Source organism: Streptomyces sp. NPDC020731 (assembly GCF_044334705.1).
GTDB lineage: Bacteria > Actinomycetota > Actinomycetes > Streptomycetales > Streptomycetaceae > Streptomyces.
Window position 1 is genome coordinate 190,943 of record NZ_JBIRTN010000002.1, and the last position, 19,314, is coordinate 210,256.

Sequence of the window (19,314 nt, forward strand, 5' to 3'; positions counted from 1 at the left end):
CCGCCATGGGACGCTATGTCGTCCGGCGGCTGCTCCAGATGATCCCGGTGTTCGTCGGGGCCACGCTGCTGATCTTCCTCATGGTCAACGTGATGGGCGACCCCATCGCGGGGCTGTGCGGCGAGCGCCGGTGCGACCCGGCGACCGCCGCCCAGCTGGAGAAGGAGTTCGGCCTCGACAAGCCCGTCTGGCAGCAGTACCTGACGTACATGGGGAACGTCTTCACCGGCGACTTCGGCACGGCCTTCAACGGCCAGGAGGTCACCGAGCTGATGGCGACGGCGTTCCCCGTCACCATCCGGCTCACCCTGATCGCGATCCTCTTCGAGATCGTCGTCGGCATCACCCTCGGCGTGGTCACCGGACTGCGCCGGGGCCGACCCGTCGACACCGGCGTCCTGCTGCTCACCCTCGTCGTCATCTCCGTGCCCACCTTCGTCACCGGCCTGCTGCTCCAGCTGCTGCTCGGCGTGGAATGGGGGTGGATCCGGCCCTCGGTCTCCTCCGAGGCACCCTTCGGTGAACTGATCCTGCCCGGACTCGTCCTGGCCTCCGTCTCCCTCGCCTACGTCACCCGGCTGACCCGCACCTCCATCGCCGAGAACCGGCGCTCCGACTACGTCCGCACCGCCATCGCCAAGGGCCTGCCCCACCGCCGGGTGGTCGTCCGGCACCTGCTGCGCAACTCGCTCATCCCCGTGGTCACCTTCATCGGCGCCGACATCGGCTTCCTCATGGGCGGCGCGATCGTCACCGAGCGGATCTTCAACATCCACGGCGTCGGCTACCAGCTCTACCAGGGCATCCTGCGGCAGAACACCCAGACCGTCGTCGGCTTCGTCACCGTGCTCGTGCTGGTCTTCCTGGTCGCCAACCTCGTCGTCGACCTCCTCTACGCCGTACTCGACCCGAGGATCCGCTATGCCTGACGGGCGTCACGAACACGAGCAGGCCATCGCGGGGACCGGGATGGGCGGCACCATGGACCTGGGCGTCGACGAGGCCGAGACCCTGGAGAAGCGCCCGGAGGGCCCGGACGGCTCCGGACCCGGGGGCAGGCCGCGCTCCCTGTGGTCCGACGCCTGGCGCGACCTGCGCCGCAACCCCGTCTTCATCGTCTCCGCCCTGGTCATCCTCTTCCTGCTCTTCATCTCCCTGTGGCCCTCGGCGATCGCCTCCGGCAGCCCTCTCAAGTGCGACCTGTCCAAGGCCCAGGAGGGCTCCCGGGCCGGCCACCCCTTCGGCTTCGACGGGCAGGGCTGCGACGTCTACACCCGTACCGTCTACGGCGCCCGTACGTCCGTGGCGGTCGGCGTCCTCGCCACCCTCGGCGTGGCGGTCCTCGGCAGCGTCCTGGGCGCCCTGGCAGGCTTCTTCGGGGGCGTCTGGGACTCGGTCCTGTCCCGGATCACCGACGTCTTCTTCGCCATCCCGGTCGTCCTCGGCGGGCTGGTGCTGCTCTCCGTCATCACCAGCAACACCGTCTGGCCGGTCATCGGCTTCATCGTGCTGCTCGGCTGGCCGCAGATCTCCCGCATCGCCCGCGGCTCCGTCATCACCGCCAAGCAGAACGACTACGTCCAGGCCGCGCGGGCGCTCGGCGCGTCCAACTCCCGCCTGGTGCTGAGGCACATCGCGCCGAACGCCGTCGCCCCGGTCATCGTCGTCGCGACCATCGCGCTCGGCACGTACATCGCGCTGGAGGCCACCCTGTCCTACCTCGGTGTCGGTCTGAAGCCGCCCAGCGTCTCCTGGGGCATCGACATCTCCGCCGCCTCCCCGTACATCCGCAACGCCCCGCACGCGCTGCTGTGGCCCTCCGGGGCCCTCGCGATCACCGTCCTGGCGTTCATCATGCTCGGCGACGCGGTGCGCGACGCCCTCGACCCGAAGCTGAGGTGAGCCGTCGTGCTGCTCGAAGTGCGGGACCTGCACGTGGAGTTCCACACCCGGGACGGGGTCGCGAAGGCCGTCAACGGGGTCAGCTACGGCGTGGACGCGGGCGAGACCCTGGCCGTGCTCGGCGAGTCCGGCTCCGGCAAGTCCGTGACCGCGCAGGCGGTCATGGGCATCCTCGACATGCCGCCCGGCCGGATCACCGGCGGTGAGGTCGTCTTCCAGGGGCGGGACCTGCTGAAGCTCAGGGAGGACGAACGCCGCAAGGTCCGGGGCGCCGAGATGGCGATGGTCTTCCAGGACGCGCTGTCGTCGCTGAACCCCGTGCTCTCCGTCGGCGACCAGCTCGCCGAGATGTTCACCGTGCACCGGGGCATGTCCCGCAAGGACGCCCGGGCCAAGGCGATCGAGCTGATGGACCGGGTGCGCATCCCCGCCGCCCGGGAGCGGGTCGGACAGTACCCGCACCAGTTCTCCGGCGGCATGCGCCAGCGCATCATGATCGCCATGGCGCTGGCCCTGGAGCCCGCCCTGATCATCGCCGACGAACCGACCACCGCCCTCGACGTCACCGTCCAGGCCCAGGTCATGGAGCTGCTCGCGGAACTCCGGCGCGAGCTGGACATGGGCCTGATCCTCATCACCCACGACCTGGGCGTGGTCGCCGACGTCGCCGACCGCATCGCCGTGATGTACGCGGGCCGGATCGTCGAGTCCGCCCCCGTGCACGACATCTACAAGAGCCCCGCTCACCCGTACACCCGCGGCCTGCTGGAGTCGATCCCGCGCCTGGACCTCAAGGGCCGGGAGCTCTACGCCATCAGGGGCCTGCCGCCCAGCCTCACGCACATCCCGCCCGGCTGCGCCTTCCACCCCCGCTGCCCGCTGGCCCGCGACGTCTGCCGCACCGACGAGCCGCCGCTGTACGAGGTCTCGGCGACGCGGGGGAGCGCCTGCCACTTCTGGAGGGAGTGCCTGGATGACTGAGCCGATCCTGGAGGTCCGTGACCTCGTCAAGCACTACCCGCTGACCCAGGGCATCCTCTTCCGCAAGCAGATCGGCGCCGTACGGGCCGTCGACGGCGTGGACTTCGCGCTCGGCCGGGGCGAGACGCTGGGCATCGTCGGCGAGTCCGGCTGCGGCAAGTCCACGGTCGCGAAGATGCTGGTCAACCTCGAACGTCCGACGGCCGGTTCGATCCGCTACAAGGGCGAGGACATCACCGGGCTGTCGGGCCGGGCGCTCAAGGCCGTACGCCGCAACATCCAGATGGTGTTCCAGGACCCGTACACCTCCCTCAACCCCCGCATGACGGTGGGCGACATCATCGGGGAGCCGTACGACATCCATCCCGAGGTGGCGCCCAAGGGCGACCGGCGCCGGAAGGTGCGGGACCTGCTGGACGTGGTCGGCCTGAACCCGGAGTACATCAACCGCTATCCGCACCAGTTCTCCGGCGGCCAGCGCCAGCGCATCGGCATCGCACGGGGCCTGGCGCTGCGCCCCGAGGTGATCGTCGCCGACGAACCGGTCTCCGCGCTGGACGTGTCGGTGCAGGCCCAGGTCATCAACCTGATGGACCGGCTGCAGAGCGAGTTCGACCTCGCCTACATCTTCATCGCGCACGACCTGTCGATCGTCCGGCACATCTCCGACCGGGTCGGGGTGATGTATCTGGGGCGGATCGTGGAGACCGGCACGGACACCGAGATCTACGAGCACCCCACGCACCCGTACACCCAGGCCCTGCTCTCCGCCGTGCCCGTACCGGATCCAAAGGCCCGGGAGCGCCGCGAGCGGATCATCCTCAGCGGTGACGTCCCGTCGCCGACGAACATCCCGTCCGGCTGCCGCTTCCGCACCCGCTGCTGGAAGGCGCGGGAGCGCTGCGCGCTGGAGGTTCCGGCGCTCGCGGTGCCCGCCTGGTTCGAAGCGGAAGGGGGCCCGGCGGCCCACGACTCGGCCTGTCACTTCGCGGCCGAGAAGCAGGTGGTGCCGCCGGAGAAGCACGGCAACGGGCCGGGATGACATGGCACCCCGGCCCGCTTACGGCACCCGCACGGCCGTACGCCGATCAGCGTGCCGTGTCCGTATATCGGTACCGCTTCCGTGAAGTTGCCTGCGTGTTAACGCGGTTCGTCCCCGTTTGTGAGTCCCAGCGACCGCTTGAGGAAGCCGAGCTGGAGTCGGAGCAGGTTCTCGGCGACCTCCTCCTGCGGCGTCATGTGGGTGACGCCGGACAGGGGCAGCACCTCGTGCGGCCGGCCGGCCGCCAGCAGCGCGGAGGAGAGCCGCAGTGAGTGGGCGACCACCACGTTGTCGTCCGCGAGGCCGTGGATGATCATCATCGGGCGGTGCGGTTCGGCGGCGTCGACCAGGCCCGCGTCGTCGATCACCGAGTTGCGGCGGTAGACCTCCGGCTGCTCGTCCGGGTGGCCGACGTAGCGCTCCTGGTAGTGGGTGTCGTACAGGCGCAGGTCGGTGACCGGGGCGCCCACCACGGCCGCGTGGAAGACGTCGGGGCGGCGCAGCACCGCGAGGGCCGCCAGGTAACCGCCGAAGGACCAGCCCCGGACGGCGACCCGGTCCAGGTCGAGCGGGAAGTCGGCGGCGAGCGCCTGGAGCGCGTCCACCTGGTCCTGGACGACGATGTCGGCGATGTCGTCCCGGACGGACTTCTCCCAGGCGGGCGAGCGGCCCGGCGTGCCGCGCCCGTCCGCGACGATCACCGCGAACCCCTGGTCGGCGAACCACTGCGAGGTCAGATGCGGGTTGTGGGCGGCGAGCACCCGCTGCCCGTGCGGACCGCCGTAGGGGTCCATGAGCACCGGCAGCGGGGTGTCCCCGGCGTAGTCCCGGGGCATAAGCACGGCGCACGGAATTCGACGTGCGCCCCCCTGGGTCAGGGTCACGCGGGGGGACATACCGGGGTCTTCGGCGTACGAGGGGACAGTCGCCGTCGGTTTCCCGTCACGCAGGACCTGGACCCGTGAACCTGGCCGATCCGGGGTCACGGAGACGAGTACGGTCACGCCCCCGGCGCGTACCGCCGAGTGCACACCGGGCTCCTGCGAGACGCGCTCCACGCCGAGTTCGTTCACCCGGTAGACGTGCACCTCGCCGATCTCCGGACCGGCCGCCTCCGCGCCCGCCGACGCCGAGACCAGCACGTCGTCGGCGGAGACGTCCAGTACGGCGCGGATGTGCAACTGCGCTCCGGTGAGCGGTCGTTCACCGACGGCGAGTCGTCGCGCACCCCCCTCGTCCGCGATCCGCACCAGCTGCCCGGAGGGGCTCCAGCACGGCACCCCGGGGAAAAGTTCCAGCCAAATCGGATCTTCGTCGGCGTGCACCATCCGGGTCGCCCCGGAGTCCGGGTCCACGGCCAGGATCAGCTGGCCGCGCTGGTCGCGCGCCTGTACGAGCAGCAGTGGGGCACCCGCCGCTGACCAGTGCACACGTGCCAGATACGGGTAGCGCGCACGGTCCCAGGAGACCTCGGTGCGCGTTCCGTCGAGGCCGACCACGAACAGCCGGACGTCCGCGTTCGGGGTTCCCGCCGCCGGGTACGCCACCCGCTGCGGCTCCCGCTCCGGATGCGCCGGATCGGAGATCCACCAGCGCCGTACCGGCGTGTCGTCCGCGCGCGCCACCAGCAGCCGGTCCGACTCCGGAGCCCACCAGAAGCCCCGCGAGCGGCCCATCTCCTCGGCCGCGACGAACTCGGCCAGACCGTAGGTGACGCCCTCCGACTCCGGGGTCGCCAGTGCCCGTTCGTCCGTTCCCTCGGCTCCCACGACGCGCAGCGCACCCCGGGAGACGTAGGCGACGTACCGCCCGTCCGGCGACGGGCGCGGGTCGATCACCGGCCCCCGCACGGGCAGTTCACGTGCCGTCCCGGCCCGCAGTTCGGCCGCGAAAAGCCGCCCTGACAAGGCGAAAGACGCCAGCTCCACGGCCGCGTCGGTGGCATAGCCGACGATGCCGGCGCCGCCCTCGCGGCTCCGTTCGCGCCGCGCCCGCTCCTCGGCGGAGAGGTTCTCCGAGGCCCCGCCCAGGAGGGCGCGCGGGTCGGCCGCCACGCGCTCCCCGCCCCCTTCCGTATCGAGGACCCACAGCGAATTGGCCCGGTCCGTACCGGAACCGGAGCGCAGGAACACGACACGCGAGCCGTCGGGAGCCACGCTGAACGAACGCGGCGCGCCGAGCGTGAAGCGCAGGGTATGGGCGTGCCGTCGGGGGAATGAGTCGGTCTCGGTCGTCATGCCCTGACCATATTGGCCATGCGCCCCCTTGTGCGGCCGTGCGCCGATCGATGCGCACGTACGGATAGTTATGATCGTTAGCGCATAGTGGGTATGAACCTGCTGGCTGCTGTGTCGCTTTACCTGCCCCCATGTTCCTACGTCCCCTACCCCCGCGCCCTGGGACCTTTGGAGGTGAACCGCCGTGGCACTCTCGATTTCGGCGGTGGTGCTGCTGGCGATCATCGTCTTCCTGCTGGTCAAGAAGTCAGGTCTGAAAGCAGGGCACGCCGTGGTGTGCATGCTGCTCGGCTTCTACCTCGCCTCGTCGACGATGGCGCCCACGATCAGCGAGCTGACGACCAACATCGCGGGGATGATCGGCAGCATCAACTTCTGAGCGCCGCCCCCTCGCGTGTTACCCGCCGGTAGGGAATGATGGCGGGCGATCATCCACGCGTTCAGGGGCGGAGCCGACGGTGACGACTTCCGAGGAACAGACCAGGGTGCACGTCTTCCGGGACGACGCCCTCGGCGACCACGACGCGGTCGGTCTCGCCCGGGCGATCCGCCGGGGCGAGGTCGGCGCCGCCGAGGCCGCCCGCGACGCGGCGGCCCGGGTCAGGGCCGTCGAGTCACGGCTCAACGCGGTCCAGGCGCACCTCGACCTTCCGGCCCACGGCTCCGCGCCCGCCGGCGCCTTCGCCGGGGTGCCGACCTTCGTCAAGGACAACACCGACTACCAGGGCCTGCCCACCGGCCACGGCAGCGCCGCCTTCGCGCCCCGCGCGGCCCGGCGGCACGCCCCGTTCACCCGCCAGTTCCTGAGCACCGGCGTCACGGTCCTCGGCAAGACCCGGCTGCCCGAGTTCGGGTTCAGCCCCACCACGGAGTACGAGGGGGCCGAGCCCGTCCGCAACCCGTGGCACACGGACCACTCGGCGGGCGGCTCGTCCGGCGGCAGCGCGGCCCTGGTCGCCGCCGGCGCGGTGCCGATCGCGCACGCCAACGACGGCGGCGGTTCGATCCGCATCCCCGCCGCCTGCTGCGGACTCGTCGGCCTCAAGCCGACCCGCGGCCGGATGGTGGCCAACGCGCAGGGCCGCCAACTCCCCATCGACCTCGTCACCGACGGCGTCGTGAGCCGCTCGGTGCGCGACAGCGCGGCGTTCCTCGCGGCGGCGGAGCGGCACTGGCGCAACCCGAAGCTGCCGCCCGTCGGCCTCGTCGAGGGCCCCTCGGAGCGGCGGCTGCGCATCGGCCTCCTGGTGGACTCCCCGAACGGCGTCGCCTCCGACGCCGACACCCGCGCGGCGGTGACGGAGACGGCGCAGCGCCTGGAGCGGCTCGGCCACACCGTGGAACCGGTGGAACTCTCCATCGACCCGCACTTCACGGACGACTTCCTCACCTACTGGGGCCTGCTGTCCTTCCTGATCGGCGTCACCGGCAGGACGCTGGGCACGGACTTCGACCGGAGCCGCATGGACGGGCTGAGCCGGGGCCTGCGCGAGACGTACGTGCGGAACTGGACGCAAACGCCGGGCGTGCTGCGCAGGCTGAAGCGCACGCGAGAGGCGTACGCGGCGGGCTTCCGGGGCCTCGACGTGATCCTCTCCCCGGTCCTGGCCCACACCACGCCGAGGCTCGGCCACCTCAGCCCGACCGTCCCGTACGTCACGCTGATCGAACGGCTCCTCGCCTACGTGGCGTTCACCCCGGTCAACAACGTCGTGGGCACCCCGTCGATCTCCGTCCCGGCCGCGAGCGCGACGGCGGACGGGCTGCCGATCGGCGTCATGTTCTCCGGCCGCCCGGGCGCGGAACGCACGCTCCTGGAACTGGCGTTCGAGCTGGAGGCGGACCGGCCGTTCCGGCGGCTTTGGGACGCCTGACGGGGGTCTGTTCGGGTCAGCCCTCGACCGCGTACGGCAGGAAACCTGCCCACGCGGCGGGGGCGAAGGCGAGCCGGGGGCCGTCGAGGTTCTTCGAGTCGCGGATGTGCACGGTGGCGGGGGTGGTGGCGATCTCGACGCAGGAGTCGCCCTCGCTACCGCTGCTGTAGCTGCTCTTGAACCAGGCTCCTGCCACTTCGACGCACGAGTCGCCTTCATTGCCGTCGCTGTAGCTGCTCTTGAACCACGCGAGGCCCGAGGTGTGGTGGTCGGAGACCTTGCGGATCATGTTTCCCCCAGCAGTTCCTCGATGAATGCCAGCGACTCCCGAGGTGGGAGAGCCTGTGCGCGGATGGTGCCATATCGTAGTTCGGCGATGCGGAGCTGCCGGATGTCCGAGACCGGGCGGCCGTTGAATCCTGGACGGTAGCTCTACGTAACAGCTCAGTTACACATCTCAGTATGTCCGGTCGACCACGCTCGGTGATGTGAATCAGCAAACTCAGGGAATCGCCGAGCACGGGTCAGGACCCGAACTCGACACCGGCATCCGAAACTTCAGCATGCTGCTGTCGTCCACCCCGCGCGGTGCCCGGCTCGCCCGCCTGCTCGCGGTGGACACGCTCCGGAGCTGGGGGCTTCCGCACGAGCGGGCGAGCCACGTCATCGCGGAACTGGCCGCCAACGCCGCCACCCACGGCCGTCTCCCCGGCCGCAGCTTCCGGCTCACGCTCTACGTGGTCGGCGCCACGCTCCGCATCGAGGTCAGCGACACGCGCGGTGACCGGATGCCCGTACCGCAAGTGCCGGACACAACCGCCGAGTCGGGCCGGGGCCTGCTGCTCGTCGAGACGCTGGCCGACCGCTGGGGGGTGACCGAGGAGCGGTTCCCGCGCAAGACCGTCTGGGCCGAACTGGGCTTTTCACCACCGGAACCCGCACCCTCGCGCTCCGGTGCCGTCGACGACTGAAAGACAAAGAACTCCGGGGGAAAACACCCCCACCAAACCCGACCCTCCCGCCCGTGGCCGTACTCACTCGGGCGGGTGAACATCTCCGGTTCGGCTGGATTTCCGGACCTCCGGGGCCCGACGCTCAGCGCAACGCACCACCACACGACAGCAGACATGAGACGGCCCCCGCCGGGAGCGCAATCCCAAGGCGAGGGCCTGACCACCGAGGAAGGTAAAAGCTTCCAGATGGGTACCCAGAACCCTAGCGCGCCCCCGCGCGCCCAGGCCCGCGATGCGGGCAACAGCCACCCGAAACGAGCCCACCGCACCACCGGCGGGCTCCAGCACGACAACTCCCGCCACACCACCCGCTTCACGGTGATCGGCAACCACCTCGCCCAGCACCAGCAGCTCTCGCTGCTCGCCATCGGGCTCGGCACGCACCTCCAGTCGCTGCCCAAGGGCGCCCCGGCCGACATCAAGAGCCTCACCGCCCGGTTCCCCGAGGGGGCGACCCGTATCGCCGCCGCCCTGCGCGAGCTGGAGTGCCACGGCTACCTTCGCCGCGAACGCCACCGCACGCCCACCGGCCGCATCGTCAGCCGCACGGTCTCCTGCAACCAGCCGGCGGCGGCCCGCACCCACCCCGAGCCCCCTTCCCGGCCCGCCGACCGTCCGGAACCCCGGCCCCGACCGCGCCCCCACGAGCCCCGCGACGAGCCCGCGCCCCAGGGCACCTGCGAGCAACCGGCCGCCCGCAAACCCCTCCCCGCCGTACCGCGCCCCGAGTGCCACGTCCCCGCGCTGTTCCGGGCCGCCGCCGACCTCCTCGCGGACCTCCGCCGCCACAACTCCCAGATGCTCCTCTCCGCCTCCGACACGGCCCACCTGACCCCCGGTGTCGCCGCCTGGCTGGAGCGTGACGTCACCCCCGCGGCCGTACGCCGTGCCCTGACCGCCGACCTGCCGCCCGAGGGCGTACGACGCCCCGCCGCCTTCCTGGCGCACCGCCTCGCCGCCCAGCTCCCGCCCCCGGCCCCGTACCGCGAGCCGGCCGCCACTCCACCGCCCGCACGGCCACGGAATCCCATGCAGAACTGCGACGGCTGCGACCGCGGCTTCCACGCCCCCGCCCCCGGCCTCTGCCGCGACTGCCGCGACCGCCGCTCCGACCTCAAGGAGGCCGCCTAGCATGAACGTGACGATCCTTGCCCCTGGGCACAGACGACGAGGAGCGAGCGCCATGACCATCGCCCACGTGCTCGACGACGAGGGTCCGTGAGCGAGGTCTGTCCACTTCCTTGATCAGTGGCTTCGGACCGCCGGGGAAACGTCCTCCTGCTTCTCGCCGTCGGAGAACAGGAGGGTGGGCTCGGCGAGGATGTCGGCCATGGCGGGCAGGTCAGTGCCGGCGCCGGTAGGGATCCGTGTACGGCTCCATGGACTGGCGGACCTCTTCCCGGATCGGGGCCATGAGGGGGCCGGGGGCGTAGTAGCGGGCTCTGGCCTTGCCGTGGGGGACGAGCCAGCCGCGGGCGACGAGCTCCCGGATGTCGCGGATGGCCTGCTGGTCGCTGAGGTCGGCGTCCTGCTGGTAGACGGTGCGGCGGACCTTCGCGTCCGAGAAGGCGGGCAGCAGGGCGTAGACGACCCGCTCGTCCAGGCCGGCCGCCTCGGCGCTTTCGACCAGGCGGGTCCAGGCCCGGGACATCACGTCGAAGCGTCGCTGGGCCTGCTGGGCCTGGCGGTGGTGGGCGGTCAGGCAGAATCGGATCCAGGGCCGGGTGTCCCGCTCCGGGCTCCAACGCGGGCCGCCCACGTCCTCCAGGATCTGGTAGTAGGCGTAGGTGTTCTGCCCCCGGCCGAGCCACTCCTCGATGGACGAGAACTCGGGTGGCATCAGGGCCTCGCGGGAGAACACGAGAGTGGACAGGGCACGGGACATGCGTCCGTTGCCGTCCTTCCACGGGTGGATCTTGACAAGGTTGAGGTGGGCCATGGAGGCGCGGACGTGGACGGGGGCGTCGAGGTCGCCCTCGTTGAGCCAGTCGATGAACTCCGACATCAGAGCGGGGACCTCCGCCTGGTCCGGTGCGGTGTAGGCGGGAATCAGGGGATCGTCGGGGCTGGTGACGTACACGGGCCCGTCGCGCCAGCGGCCGGGGCGCTTGTCGAGGTGGTGGCCCTGCAGCATGAAATGCAGGCCGTTGAGCAGACCGGCGTCGTAACGGAAGTCGTCACCGGCGTCGGCGAGGGCCTGGATGTAGGTCATGCCGCGCTGGTAGCCCTCCAGCTCGGCACGTGTCTTCTGCCCGGTCTCCAGGGGTTCCTCGCCGGACATCAGGGCTTCCACGTCATCGACTGTCGCGGCGTATCCCTCGATGGTGTTCGATCCGGCGATCGCGCGAGCGGTCAGGTTGCGGCGCAACTGGCGGGTCCAGCGAGGAGTGGCCCGGAGCATGTGGCGCAGGGCGCGGCGCATGGCCTCGATCTCGTCGAGAGCCCGCTGGTCGTCGGCGTCCAGGCGGGGAGTCGCGTACATCATGGAGTGATGACACCGTGATTGTGTTATCGAGTCAAATAGTGTGCGGCTGTTCCGGGCGCGTTGATTCCGGGGCGCGGTCAAGGTGTGCGTCCTGCCGAACGCCGGATCAAGTGGATCGTCCTCGCTCCTGCCCGTGTGCTCGACGGCGAGGGGTGGCGGTCCGGTGTGCGGTGAGCGGCGGTCGGGGACCTCATAAAGTGGCCCCATGACGGAACTCCCCTCCCCCAGCCTTCGGCCGGGGGGACCCCTCTCTCGCTCCGCTCGGCGCCTGCTGCTGGTGCACGCCCACCCGGACGACGAGTCGATCAACAACGGCGCGACCATGGCCCGGTATGCCGCCGAGGGTGCCCATGTGACGCTGGTCACCTGCACGCTCGGTGAGCGGGGCGAGGTCATCCCGCCCGAGCTGGGGCACCTGAGCGGGGCCGCTCTCGGCGGGCACCGGCTCGGAGAGCTGAAGGAGGCGATGCGCGCGCTCGGGGTCACGGACTTCCGGCTGCTCGGCGGGGCCGGGCGGTACTGCGACTCCGGGATGATGGGGCTGCCCGACAACGACGACCCCGGCTGCTTCTGGCAGGCCGACGTCGACCAGGCCGCCGGGCTGCTCGCCGAGGTGATCCTCGAGATCCGCCCCCAGGTCCTCGTCACCTACGACGACGACGGCGGCTACGGCCACCCCGACCACATCCAGGCCCACCGCGTCGCCACGCGCGCCGTCGAGCTCGCCGCCGGACAGGGCTGGGACATTCCCAAGGTCTACTGGAACCGCGTGCCCCGGTCCGTCGCCGAGGAGTCCTTCGCCCGCCTCGACCGCGACCTGCCCGGCCTGCCCTTCGAGAAGGCGGCCGTCATCGGTGACGTACCGGGTGTCGTCGACGACGGGCAGGTCACCACCGCGATCGACGGCACCGCGTACACCGCCGCCAAGGCCGCCGCGATGCGCGCCCACGCCACCCAGATCACGGTGGCCGAACCGTACTTCGTGCTCTCCAACGAGCTCGCCCAGCCGCTCCTCACCACCGAGTACTACGAGTTGGTACGCGGAGAACGTCCGGAAAAGCAGGAGAGCGACCTGTTCGCCGGGATCGGGGAGACGCCGTGAGCGACCGGTCGCCCTCCGCGCTCGCCCAGCCGCTGCGGCCGCCCTCCGCCGGACGGGCCGCCGCCTGTCTGGGACTGTTCCTGCTCGGCGCCGTGGTCGGCGCGGCCGGGGCGCTGGTGCAGCCCGCGTGGTTCCCCGGCGGTCTGCTGCTCGCCCTCGCCGGTGAGGCCGGGCTGGTCCTGGGGGCCACCCGAGCGCTCCGCAGCCGGGCCGGGGGCGCCTGGGCCGCCGGTGGCTGGATGCTCGTCGTCGTCCTGCTCACCACCAGCCGCCCGGAAGGCGACTTCCTGTTCGCCGCGGGCGGCGGCTCCTATCTCTTCCTCCTCGGCGGCATCGCTTTGGCTGTGATCTGCGCCACCCTTGCCCCCGGGCGGCAACCGGACGGCCGTCCCGCCCGACTTGGCAAGTGACGTACCACTTCGCCGTGTCACGGGCGTGCGGGTCCGGTGTGGGTTTCCCCGACGGTACTGGGATACGGGTCGGACATGGCCAGTAAGGTGGTGCGCGCCGCCGAGCCTCCCTCGAACCCTCGGCTTCGCCCGAGCTGGGAGGACTCCCACCGTGAGGTCGTGACGGGCGGCGGAGCCAACCGGGAGAACCTGCCTTGAGTCGTGAAACTGACACTCCGTCCTCCGGGCCCAACGGGCACGGCGGAGCCGCCTACCCGTCGGGCACGCCGCCCTACGGGATCCCGGCGATTCCGGACGAGGGTACGGACGCGGGCCGTTCGGCCGTGCGGCCGGAGGAACGCAAGACCGAGACCACGCTGACGACGCGGATCCGCATCAACATCCCCGGATCGCGGCCCATTCCGCCGGTCGTCGTGCGCAAGCCCGTCACGGACGCGGAGAGCAAGGGCACCACCGACGCCAAGGCGTCGGCGCCGTCCCTGGCCCCGTCCGCCGACGACGCGGTCGAGCCCTCCGCCCGGCCCGACCGGCCGGCGGCCGAGGGGAAGCCGGCCAGCGACTGGTTCGCGCCGCGCAAGTCGGGCGCGGGCAAGGGCGGTCCGGGTGCCGGTTCCGCCAACGGGGCGGGTGCGCCGAACGGTTCGGGTCCCGCCGAGGGCGGCGCCCCGCAGACACCGTCCGCTCCCGCCGGTGCGTCCGGTGGCGCGCGGCCGGGCGCCGGACGTCCCGGTGGCGTCGTCGGTTCCATGAGCGGGCCGGGCGCTTCCCGTCCCGGCGGCACGCAGGGTTCCGGACCCACCGGCGCGACCGGCGGGCCCGTGGCCCCCGGGCACGGTGGTGGCACCGGCTCCTTCGACGTGACCGAGGCGCTGGCCGCCGGGCCGGCGGGCGCCGGCACCCGCCCGGGCGCGGGGCACGGTGACGAGCCGCGCCGCGACGACCTGCCGTTCTTCACGGACGAGGCTCCGGGCGGCCGCGACGGACGGCCGGGTCAGGCCCCCCAGCCCGGTCAGCGCGGCCCGCAGGCTCCCGCAGGTCCGACCACCGGACCGGCGACCGGCTCGAGCCCGATCGCCGGTCCGGCGGGCCGGCGCCCCGGTGGCCCCGGTGGTCCTGGTGCTCTCGGTGGTCCTGGTGGCCCCGGTGGTTCTGGTGGTCCTGGTGCTCTCGGTGGTCCTGGTGGCCCCGGTGCCCCCGGTGGTCCCGGTGGCCCGGGTGTGCCCGCCCTCCCGGTCCGTCCCGGCGGCCAGGCGGCGCAGGGTGCTCCCACGCGTCCCGGCGGCCAGGCGGCGCAGGGTGCCCCCGCGCGTCCCGGCGTCCAGGCGGCGCAGGGTGCCCCCGCCGGCTTCGCCGACCAGGACAGCGGCCCGGGCGCCCCCGGCGCCCCCGGCGGCGGTCTGAGCGACGACACCGCGATCCTCACCCCGCAGTGGTCCGCCCAGCCCGGCACCCCGGGCTACGGCGGCCCCCGCCACGACAACGTCTCCGGGCACACCGTCACCAGCGGCATCCCGGTCATCCCGCCGGGCGCGGACTTCACCGCGGGCGGTGGCCCCGCCGACGGCCCGCGGACGCACACGCCCCCGAAGCTGCCCGACCCGGTCTCCCCGCCCCCGGCGAGCTCCTCGAAACCGGCGAAGAAGAAGGGGCGCAACAAGCTCGTCCTGCTCTGCGGCTGCGTGGTCTTCCTCGCCGGTGTCGCCTACGGCGCCGGACTGCTGATGAACCGCTCCGACGTCCCGAAGGGCACCACCGTGCTCGGCGTCGACATCGGCGGCGGCACCCGCGACGAGGCCGTCAAGAAGCTCGACGCCGCCCTCGACGACCGGCTGGACCAGCCGCTGAAGCTGTCGGTCGACGGCAAGACCGTCGAACTGGAGCCGGACAACGCGGGCCTGCAGTTCGACACCGACGCCACCGTCGGCGAGGCCACCGGCAGCGACTACAACCCGGTCAACGTCATCGGCTCCCTCATCGGCAACCAGCGCGTCGTCGAGCCGGTCATGCCCGTCGACGAGGAGAAGCTGCAGGCCGCCCTGGAGGACGCCGCCGGCGGCTCCGGCTCGGTGACCGAGGGCTCGATCACGTTCGAGTCCGGCAAGGCCGTCCCGGTGTACCCCAAGGGCGGCCAGGGCATCGACGTCGCCAAGGCGACCGACGCGGTGACGGAGGCGTACCGCACCCAGGTGGAGACCGGCAAGGCCGCCGCGGTGAACGTCCCGACGACCGCCCAGCAGCCGAAGGTCACCAAGGCCGAGGTCGACCGGATGATGAAGGAGTTCGCCGAGCCGGCGATGTCGGCCAACGTGACCGTGCGGACCGACGCGGCGCACACGATCGAGATGAGCCCCGAGAAATCGCTCTGGAAGTTCCTCGGGGTCCAGGCCGTCAACGGCAAGCTGGCCGAGAAGCCCGACCTGAAGGCCCTGGAGGAGCTGTACGGCCAGACGTTCGACGGTGTCCTCATCGCCCGGGGCAACGGCAAGAAGACGGCCGTCACCCCCCAGGACGTCTACGGCGCCCTCCGCCTGGCGCTGGTGAGCAAGACCGACCGGGTCGCGGTCATCGAGACGGACCCCAGCTGACGCGACGTACGGAAAGGGGCGCCCGGTGGATCACCGGGCGCCCCTTCCTAGTTGAGCAGCGCCCGCGCCGCCTGCGCCTGGCCCCGGATCCGTTCCGCCGCCGGTTCGTCCACCGGCGCCACCACCTCCGCGTACGCCTCCAGCTCCCGCGCGCCGTCCCGGAAGTCACCGCGCTGCACCAGCAGCTGCGCCCGCTCGTAGCGCAGCCGCGCCGGGTGCGAGGGGAGGAGCAGGGACAGGTCCACCGCCCACAGCCCCACGCCGGAGTGCTCGGGGCGCGCCGCCGCCCACGCCCGCACGTTGTTGAGCACCCGCAGGAGGACGTCCAGCGTTCCGGCCGGCGTCAGCATCGACGCATCCAGCGCCGCCCCCGTCGCCCCCGCCACCAACAGCTCCGCGTCGGCCCCGCTCAGCACCCGCCCCCCGTCGAACGGATCGGCCAGCACCTGCCCCGCCCCCGTGCCCGGCTCCCCGAACCCGACCACGAAGTGCCCCGGCAGCGCGACGCCGTACACCGGCGCCCCCGCCCGCCGGGCCACCTCCATCCACACCACCGACAACAGGATCGGCAGCCCGCGCCGCCGCCGCAGCACCTCGTGCAGCAGCGACGACTCCAGCCGCCGGTAGTCGTCCGGAACGCCGTGGAAGCCGTACCGCTCGCCCAGCAGCTCCCGCAGCGCCGACGCCCACGCACGCGGCGAACCGGGCCGGTAGGGCAGCTCACCGGCCAGCCGGTCCAGCTCCACCTCCACGGCGTCCATGCCCGCCTCGTCCAGCGCGCCGTCCGCCTCCGCGCCGACCAGCAGGCACAGCGTGGACAGATCCGGCCGCTCGCAACGGGCCTCCTCGGCGAACCGCCGACGCAGTTCCGCGGAGCGCCCGGGCGATGGGGGGTGCGGAGAGCGCATACCCGGTTCGTGCCCGCTCACGGCGCTCCGTCACCTGCCGGAGCCGACGACTGCGGCGCGCGGTAGTGGTGGTACGCGTGGTGCGCGGCGAAGCCCATACGGTCGTACAGCGCCCGCGCCCCCGCGTTGTCCTCCTCGACCTGGAGCCAGGCCGCCGAGGCGCCCTCGTCCAGCGCCCGCCGGGCCAGCGCGGCCATCACGACGGTCGCCAGCCCCCGCCGCCGCTGCGCCGGGTCCACCTCGACCGCCGCGAAGCCGGCCCACCGCCCGTCCACGACACACCGCCCGATGGCGGCCGGCGCGTCCGTGTCGCCCGGCACCGTGGCGAACCACACCGACGGCCCTCCTCCCAGCACCCGCAGAGCCACCTCGCTCACCCCCTTGCGCTGATACCGGGCCAGCCACGCCGCGTCCGCCCGCCGCGACAGCGCGACCCTCGACGGCTCATCCCCCACATCGGCGAGCGGTGCCAGCGGACCCACCCACAGCTCGGCGGTCACCTCCCGCACCCAGCCTCGCCGCTCCAGCTCCGCGCACAGCAGCTCCTGCGCCCCCTCGGCGCCGGTCGCGGTCTGCACGTACGCGGGCAGCCCCCGCGCGGCGTACCAGCGGCGTACGGCCGTCAGCGCGTCGTCGAGCGGCACGCCCGGGTCACCGAGCGGCAGCACCGAATTGGCCCGCCGCGTGAACCCGTCCGCTGCCCGCAGCTCCCACTCACCGAGCCGCTCGCTCTCCACCGGCCGCCACGCCCGCGCGGAGACCCGCGCCAGCTCCTCGTACGAGGCCGCCGGACCGCGCCGACGCGCCGGGGCGGACGGCACCACCTTGCCCGCTACCAGCGCGGACTCCGCGATGCGGACGCTTTCGCCGCTCTTCCTTGTGATCCGCAGCACACCGTTGTCCCATGATGTGAGAACACCGACCGTGTCGGTGAACTTCTCACCCGAGGGGCCATGTTCGATCAAGCTCCGTACCGAGACCCGTTTTCCCACGTCAGCAGTGGTGATGCGGACCTCGAGGCGCCCGGCGGCAGAGATTTCCACAGGTCAGTTCACCCCTCCTGTTCGGATCATGCCCAGGAACGGAGATACTAGGGGCGGGCATCGACGACGCCGCGCTCCCGCGCGCCAGGCGGCGGAGCCTGAGGAGGCCCGCCAGCGCCCTATCGAGGAGGAACGACAGCGTGACCTACGTCATCGCGCAGCCTTGTGTCGACGTGAAGGACAAGGCGTGCATCGAGGAGTGCCCGGTCGACTGCATCTACGAGGGCCAGCGGTCCTTGTACATCCACCCGGACGAATGCGTCGACTGTGGTGCCTGTGAGCCGGTCTGCCCGGTCGAGGCGATCTTCTACGAGGACGACACTCCCGAGGAGTGGAAGGACTACTACAAGGCGAACGTCGAGTTCTTCGACGAGCTCGGCTCGCCCGGCGGCGCCAGCAAGCTGGGTCTGATCGAGCGGGACCACCCGTTCATCGCCGCGCTGCCGCCGCAGGCGTAGCCGTCCCGCAGGCGGCCCCGCACCGACGTGCCGCCCTGGTCCCGTACGGCCCGATCCTCCCGATCGCCGTACGGGACCGAGGTGTTTGCCGGACCAGAAAGTGAGCCCGTACCCGTGTCCGCAGTCTCCGACCGGTTGCCCACCTTCCCCTGGGACAAGCTGGAGCCCTACAAGAAGACGGCCGCCGCGCACCCCGACGGCATCGTCGACCTCTCGGTCGGCACGCCCGTCGACCCGGTGCCCGAGCCGATCCAGAAGGCCCTGATCGCCGCGGCGGACTCCCCGGGCTATCCCACGGTCTGGGGCACTCCGGAACTGCGCGACGCGCTCACCCGCTGGGTGGAGCGCCGACTGGGCGCCCGCGGGATCACCCACCACCACGTCCTGCCGATCGTCGGCTCCAAGGAACTGGTCGCCTGGCTCCCCACCCAGCTCGGACTCGGCCCCGGCGACAAGGTCGCCTTCCCGCGCCTGGCCTACCCGACGTACGAGGTCGGCGCCCGCCTCGCCCGCGCCGACCACGTCTCCTACGACGATCCGACCGAGCTGGACCCGACGGGTCTGAAGCTGCTCTGGCTGAACTCCCCGTCCAACCCGACGGGCCGGGTGCTGTCCAAGGAGGAGCTGACCCGGACCGTCGCCTGGGCCCGCGAGCACGGCGTCCTCGTCTTCTCCGACGAGTGCTACATCGAGCTGGGCTGGGAGGCCGACCCGGTCTCGGTGCTGCACCCCGACGTCAACGGCGGGTCGTACGACGGCATCGTCTCGGTCCACTCCCTGTCCAAGCGGTCCAACCTCGCCGGTTACCGCGCCGCGTTCCTCGCCGGTGACCCGGCGGTCCTCGGTCCGCTGCTGCAGATCCGCAAGCACGGCGGGATGATGACCTCCGCGCCGACCCAGGCGGCCGTGGTCGCGGCCCTGGGCGACGACGAGCACGTCCACGTCCAGCGGGAGCGCTACGCGGCCCGCCGCACCGCCCTGCGCGAGGCCCTGCTCGCCCACGGCTTCCGCATCGAACACAGCGAGGCCAGCCTCTACCTGTGGGCCACCAGGGACGAGTCCTGCTGGACCACGGTCGCCCACCTCGCCGACCGAGGCGTCCTGGTCGCCCCCGGCGACTTCTACGGCCCGGCGGGCGAGAACTTCGTCCGCGTGGCGCTGACCGCGACGGACGAACGCGTACAGGCGGCAGTAGCCAGACTGGCCCCCTGACCCGGTCCGGCTGCGGGCAGTCGCTCCGGTACCCGGCTGCGGGCAGTCGTTCCGCGGGGCGA

General features: G+C 72.0%; 18 protein-coding genes and 1 pseudogene. 13 read left to right on the plus strand and 6 right to left on the minus strand.

All coding sequences use genetic code 11. The features are described from left to right. The first annotated feature begins 5 nt into the window (after positions 1-5). From ACH4VX_RS03570 to ACH4VX_RS03585, 4 genes are read left to right on the plus strand one after another with little or no spacing between them, the layout of a single operon-like run. Positions 6-929, plus strand: coding sequence for an ABC transporter permease (locus ACH4VX_RS03570; protein WP_398365673.1), 924 nt, complete (start codon positions 6-8; stop codon positions 927-929). Beyond that, complete coding sequence (locus tag ACH4VX_RS03575) at positions 922-1,902, plus strand: ABC transporter permease (protein ID WP_398365674.1); 981 nt, start codon at positions 922-924, stop codon at positions 1,900-1,902. The genes ACH4VX_RS03570 and ACH4VX_RS03575 overlap by 8 nt, the downstream gene beginning before the upstream one ends. A gap of 6 nt (positions 1,903-1,908) precedes the next feature. Further along, positions 1,909-2,883 carry an ABC transporter ATP-binding protein gene (locus ACH4VX_RS03580; RefSeq protein WP_398365675.1) on the plus strand — a complete coding sequence of 325 codons (975 nt, stop codon included), beginning with the start codon at positions 1,909-1,911 and terminating at the stop codon, positions 2,881-2,883. Next, the gene (locus ACH4VX_RS03585) at positions 2,876-3,925 is read left to right on the plus strand and encodes an ABC transporter ATP-binding protein (RefSeq protein WP_398365676.1); all 1,050 of its coding nucleotides are present in this window, start codon (positions 2,876-2,878) and stop codon (positions 3,923-3,925) included. The genes ACH4VX_RS03580 and ACH4VX_RS03585 overlap by 8 nt, the downstream gene beginning before the upstream one ends. Positions 3,926-4,023: 98 nt before the next feature. On the opposite strand, the gene ACH4VX_RS03590 is transcribed toward ACH4VX_RS03585, so the two are convergent. After that, a complete protein-coding gene (locus ACH4VX_RS03590) occupies positions 4,024-6,162 on the minus strand; it encodes a prolyl oligopeptidase family serine peptidase (protein WP_398365677.1) in 2,139 nt (712 codons plus the stop codon). A 184-nt stretch (positions 6,163-6,346) separates the two neighbouring features. On the opposite strand from ACH4VX_RS03590, the gene ACH4VX_RS03595 reads away from it, so the two are divergent. Continuing rightward, the gene (locus tag ACH4VX_RS03595; RefSeq protein ID WP_398365678.1) at positions 6,347-6,541 is read left to right on the plus strand and encodes a hypothetical protein; all 195 of its coding nucleotides are present in this window, start codon (positions 6,347-6,349) and stop codon (positions 6,539-6,541) included. 79 nt (positions 6,542-6,620) lie between these two features. Then, positions 6,621-8,036: an amidase gene (locus ACH4VX_RS03600; RefSeq protein WP_398365679.1), complete on the plus strand. Its 1,416-nt coding sequence runs from the start codon at positions 6,621-6,623 to the stop codon at positions 8,034-8,036. Positions 8,037-8,052: 16 nt separating this feature from the next. Here the strand turns inward: ACH4VX_RS03600 and ACH4VX_RS03605 are convergent, their stop codons facing one another. Continuing rightward, on the minus strand, positions 8,053-8,325 hold the full coding sequence (locus ACH4VX_RS03605) for a DUF397 domain-containing protein (protein WP_398365680.1): 273 nt from the start codon (positions 8,323-8,325) through the stop codon (positions 8,053-8,055). Beyond that, a pseudogene (locus ACH4VX_RS03610) lies at positions 8,322-8,453 on the minus strand (transcriptional regulator); the annotation flags it as partial. The gene ACH4VX_RS03605 and the pseudogene ACH4VX_RS03610, both read right to left, overlap by 4 nt. Positions 8,454-8,524: 71 nt before the next feature. Between ACH4VX_RS03610 and ACH4VX_RS03615 the strand changes: the two are divergent. Further along, positions 8,525-9,007 carry an ATP-binding protein gene (locus ACH4VX_RS03615; protein WP_398365681.1) on the plus strand — a complete coding sequence of 161 codons (483 nt, stop codon included), beginning with the start codon at positions 8,525-8,527 and terminating at the stop codon, positions 9,005-9,007. A gap of 228 nt (positions 9,008-9,235) precedes the next feature. After that, the gene (locus ACH4VX_RS03620) at positions 9,236-10,180 is read left to right on the plus strand and encodes a helix-turn-helix domain-containing protein (RefSeq protein WP_398365682.1); all 945 of its coding nucleotides are present in this window, start codon (positions 9,236-9,238) and stop codon (positions 10,178-10,180) included. Between the two features lie 211 nt (positions 10,181-10,391). Here the strand turns inward: ACH4VX_RS03620 and ACH4VX_RS03625 are convergent, their stop codons facing one another. Continuing rightward, positions 10,392-11,534, minus strand: a complete 1,143-nt coding sequence (locus ACH4VX_RS03625; RefSeq protein ID WP_398365683.1) for a Fic family protein — start codon at positions 11,532-11,534, stop codon at positions 10,392-10,394. 205 nt (positions 11,535-11,739) lie between these two features. On the opposite strand from ACH4VX_RS03625, the gene mshB reads away from it, so the two are divergent. The 3 genes from mshB to ACH4VX_RS03640 all read left to right on the plus strand — a co-directional run bounded on the left by mshB (position 11,740) and on the right by ACH4VX_RS03640 (position 15,631). After that, on the plus strand, positions 11,740-12,636 hold the full coding sequence (mshB, locus tag ACH4VX_RS03630; RefSeq protein WP_398365684.1) for an N-acetyl-1-D-myo-inositol-2-amino-2-deoxy-alpha-D-glucopyranoside deacetylase: 897 nt from the start codon (positions 11,740-11,742) through the stop codon (positions 12,634-12,636). Beyond that, on the plus strand, positions 12,633-13,046 hold the full coding sequence (locus tag ACH4VX_RS03635) for a DUF6113 family protein (RefSeq protein WP_398365685.1): 414 nt from the start codon (positions 12,633-12,635) through the stop codon (positions 13,044-13,046). Before mshB ends, ACH4VX_RS03635 begins: the two co-directional genes overlap by 4 nt. Positions 13,047-13,240: 194 nt before the next feature. Beyond that, complete coding sequence (locus ACH4VX_RS03640; RefSeq protein WP_398365686.1) at positions 13,241-15,631, plus strand: hypothetical protein; 2,391 nt, start codon at positions 13,241-13,243, stop codon at positions 15,629-15,631. 47 nt (positions 15,632-15,678) lie between these two features. Here ACH4VX_RS03640 and ACH4VX_RS03645 read toward each other — a convergent pair whose 3' ends face one another. Further along, a complete protein-coding gene (locus ACH4VX_RS03645; protein WP_398365687.1) occupies positions 15,679-16,539 on the minus strand; it encodes a tetratricopeptide repeat protein in 861 nt (286 codons plus the stop codon). A gap of 17 nt (positions 16,540-16,556) precedes the next feature. After that, the gene (locus ACH4VX_RS03650; RefSeq protein ID WP_398365688.1) at positions 16,557-17,582 is read right to left on the minus strand and encodes a GNAT family N-acetyltransferase; all 1,026 of its coding nucleotides are present in this window, start codon (positions 17,580-17,582) and stop codon (positions 16,557-16,559) included. 140 nt (positions 17,583-17,722) lie between these two features. Here ACH4VX_RS03650 and fdxA point away from each other — a divergent pair, with 140 nt between their 5' ends. Then, positions 17,723-18,040, plus strand: coding sequence for a ferredoxin (gene fdxA / locus ACH4VX_RS03655; protein ID WP_004926152.1), 318 nt, complete (start codon positions 17,723-17,725; stop codon positions 18,038-18,040). A 114-nt stretch (positions 18,041-18,154) separates the two neighbouring features. Next, entirely contained in the window at positions 18,155-19,252 is a 1,098-nt protein-coding gene (locus ACH4VX_RS03660) for a bifunctional succinyldiaminopimelate transaminase/glutamate-prephenate aminotransferase (protein ID WP_398365689.1), read from the plus strand. The last annotated feature ends 62 nt before the right edge of the window (positions 19,253-19,314 follow it).

What these genes read in the sequence shown, in the direction of transcription:
- ACH4VX_RS03575 (WP_398365674.1), top strand. Translation starts at nt 922, where the DNA reads ATGCCTGACGGGCGTCACGAACACGAGCAGGCCATCGCGGGGACCGGG.
- ACH4VX_RS03605 (WP_398365680.1), bottom strand. Translation starts at nt 8,325, where the DNA reads ATGATCCGCAAGGTCTCCGACCACCACACCTCGGGCCTCGCGTGGTTC.
- ACH4VX_RS03585 (WP_398365676.1), top strand. Translation starts at nt 2,876, where the DNA reads ATGACTGAGCCGATCCTGGAGGTCCGTGACCTCGTCAAGCACTACCCG.
- mshB (WP_398365684.1), top strand. Translation starts at nt 11,740, where the DNA reads ATGACGGAACTCCCCTCCCCCAGCCTTCGGCCGGGGGGACCCCTCTCT.
- ACH4VX_RS03620 (WP_398365682.1), top strand. Translation starts at nt 9,236, where the DNA reads ATGGGTACCCAGAACCCTAGCGCGCCCCCGCGCGCCCAGGCCCGCGAT.
- ACH4VX_RS03570 (WP_398365673.1), top strand. Translation starts at nt 6, where the DNA reads ATGGGACGCTATGTCGTCCGGCGGCTGCTCCAGATGATCCCGGTGTTC.
- ACH4VX_RS03645 (WP_398365687.1), bottom strand. Translation starts at nt 16,539, where the DNA reads ATGCGCTCTCCGCACCCCCCATCGCCCGGGCGCTCCGCGGAACTGCGT.
- ACH4VX_RS03625 (WP_398365683.1), bottom strand. Translation starts at nt 11,534, where the DNA reads ATGATGTACGCGACTCCCCGCCTGGACGCCGACGACCAGCGGGCTCTC.
- ACH4VX_RS03590 (WP_398365677.1), bottom strand. Translation starts at nt 6,162, where the DNA reads ATGACGACCGAGACCGACTCATTCCCCCGACGGCACGCCCATACCCTG.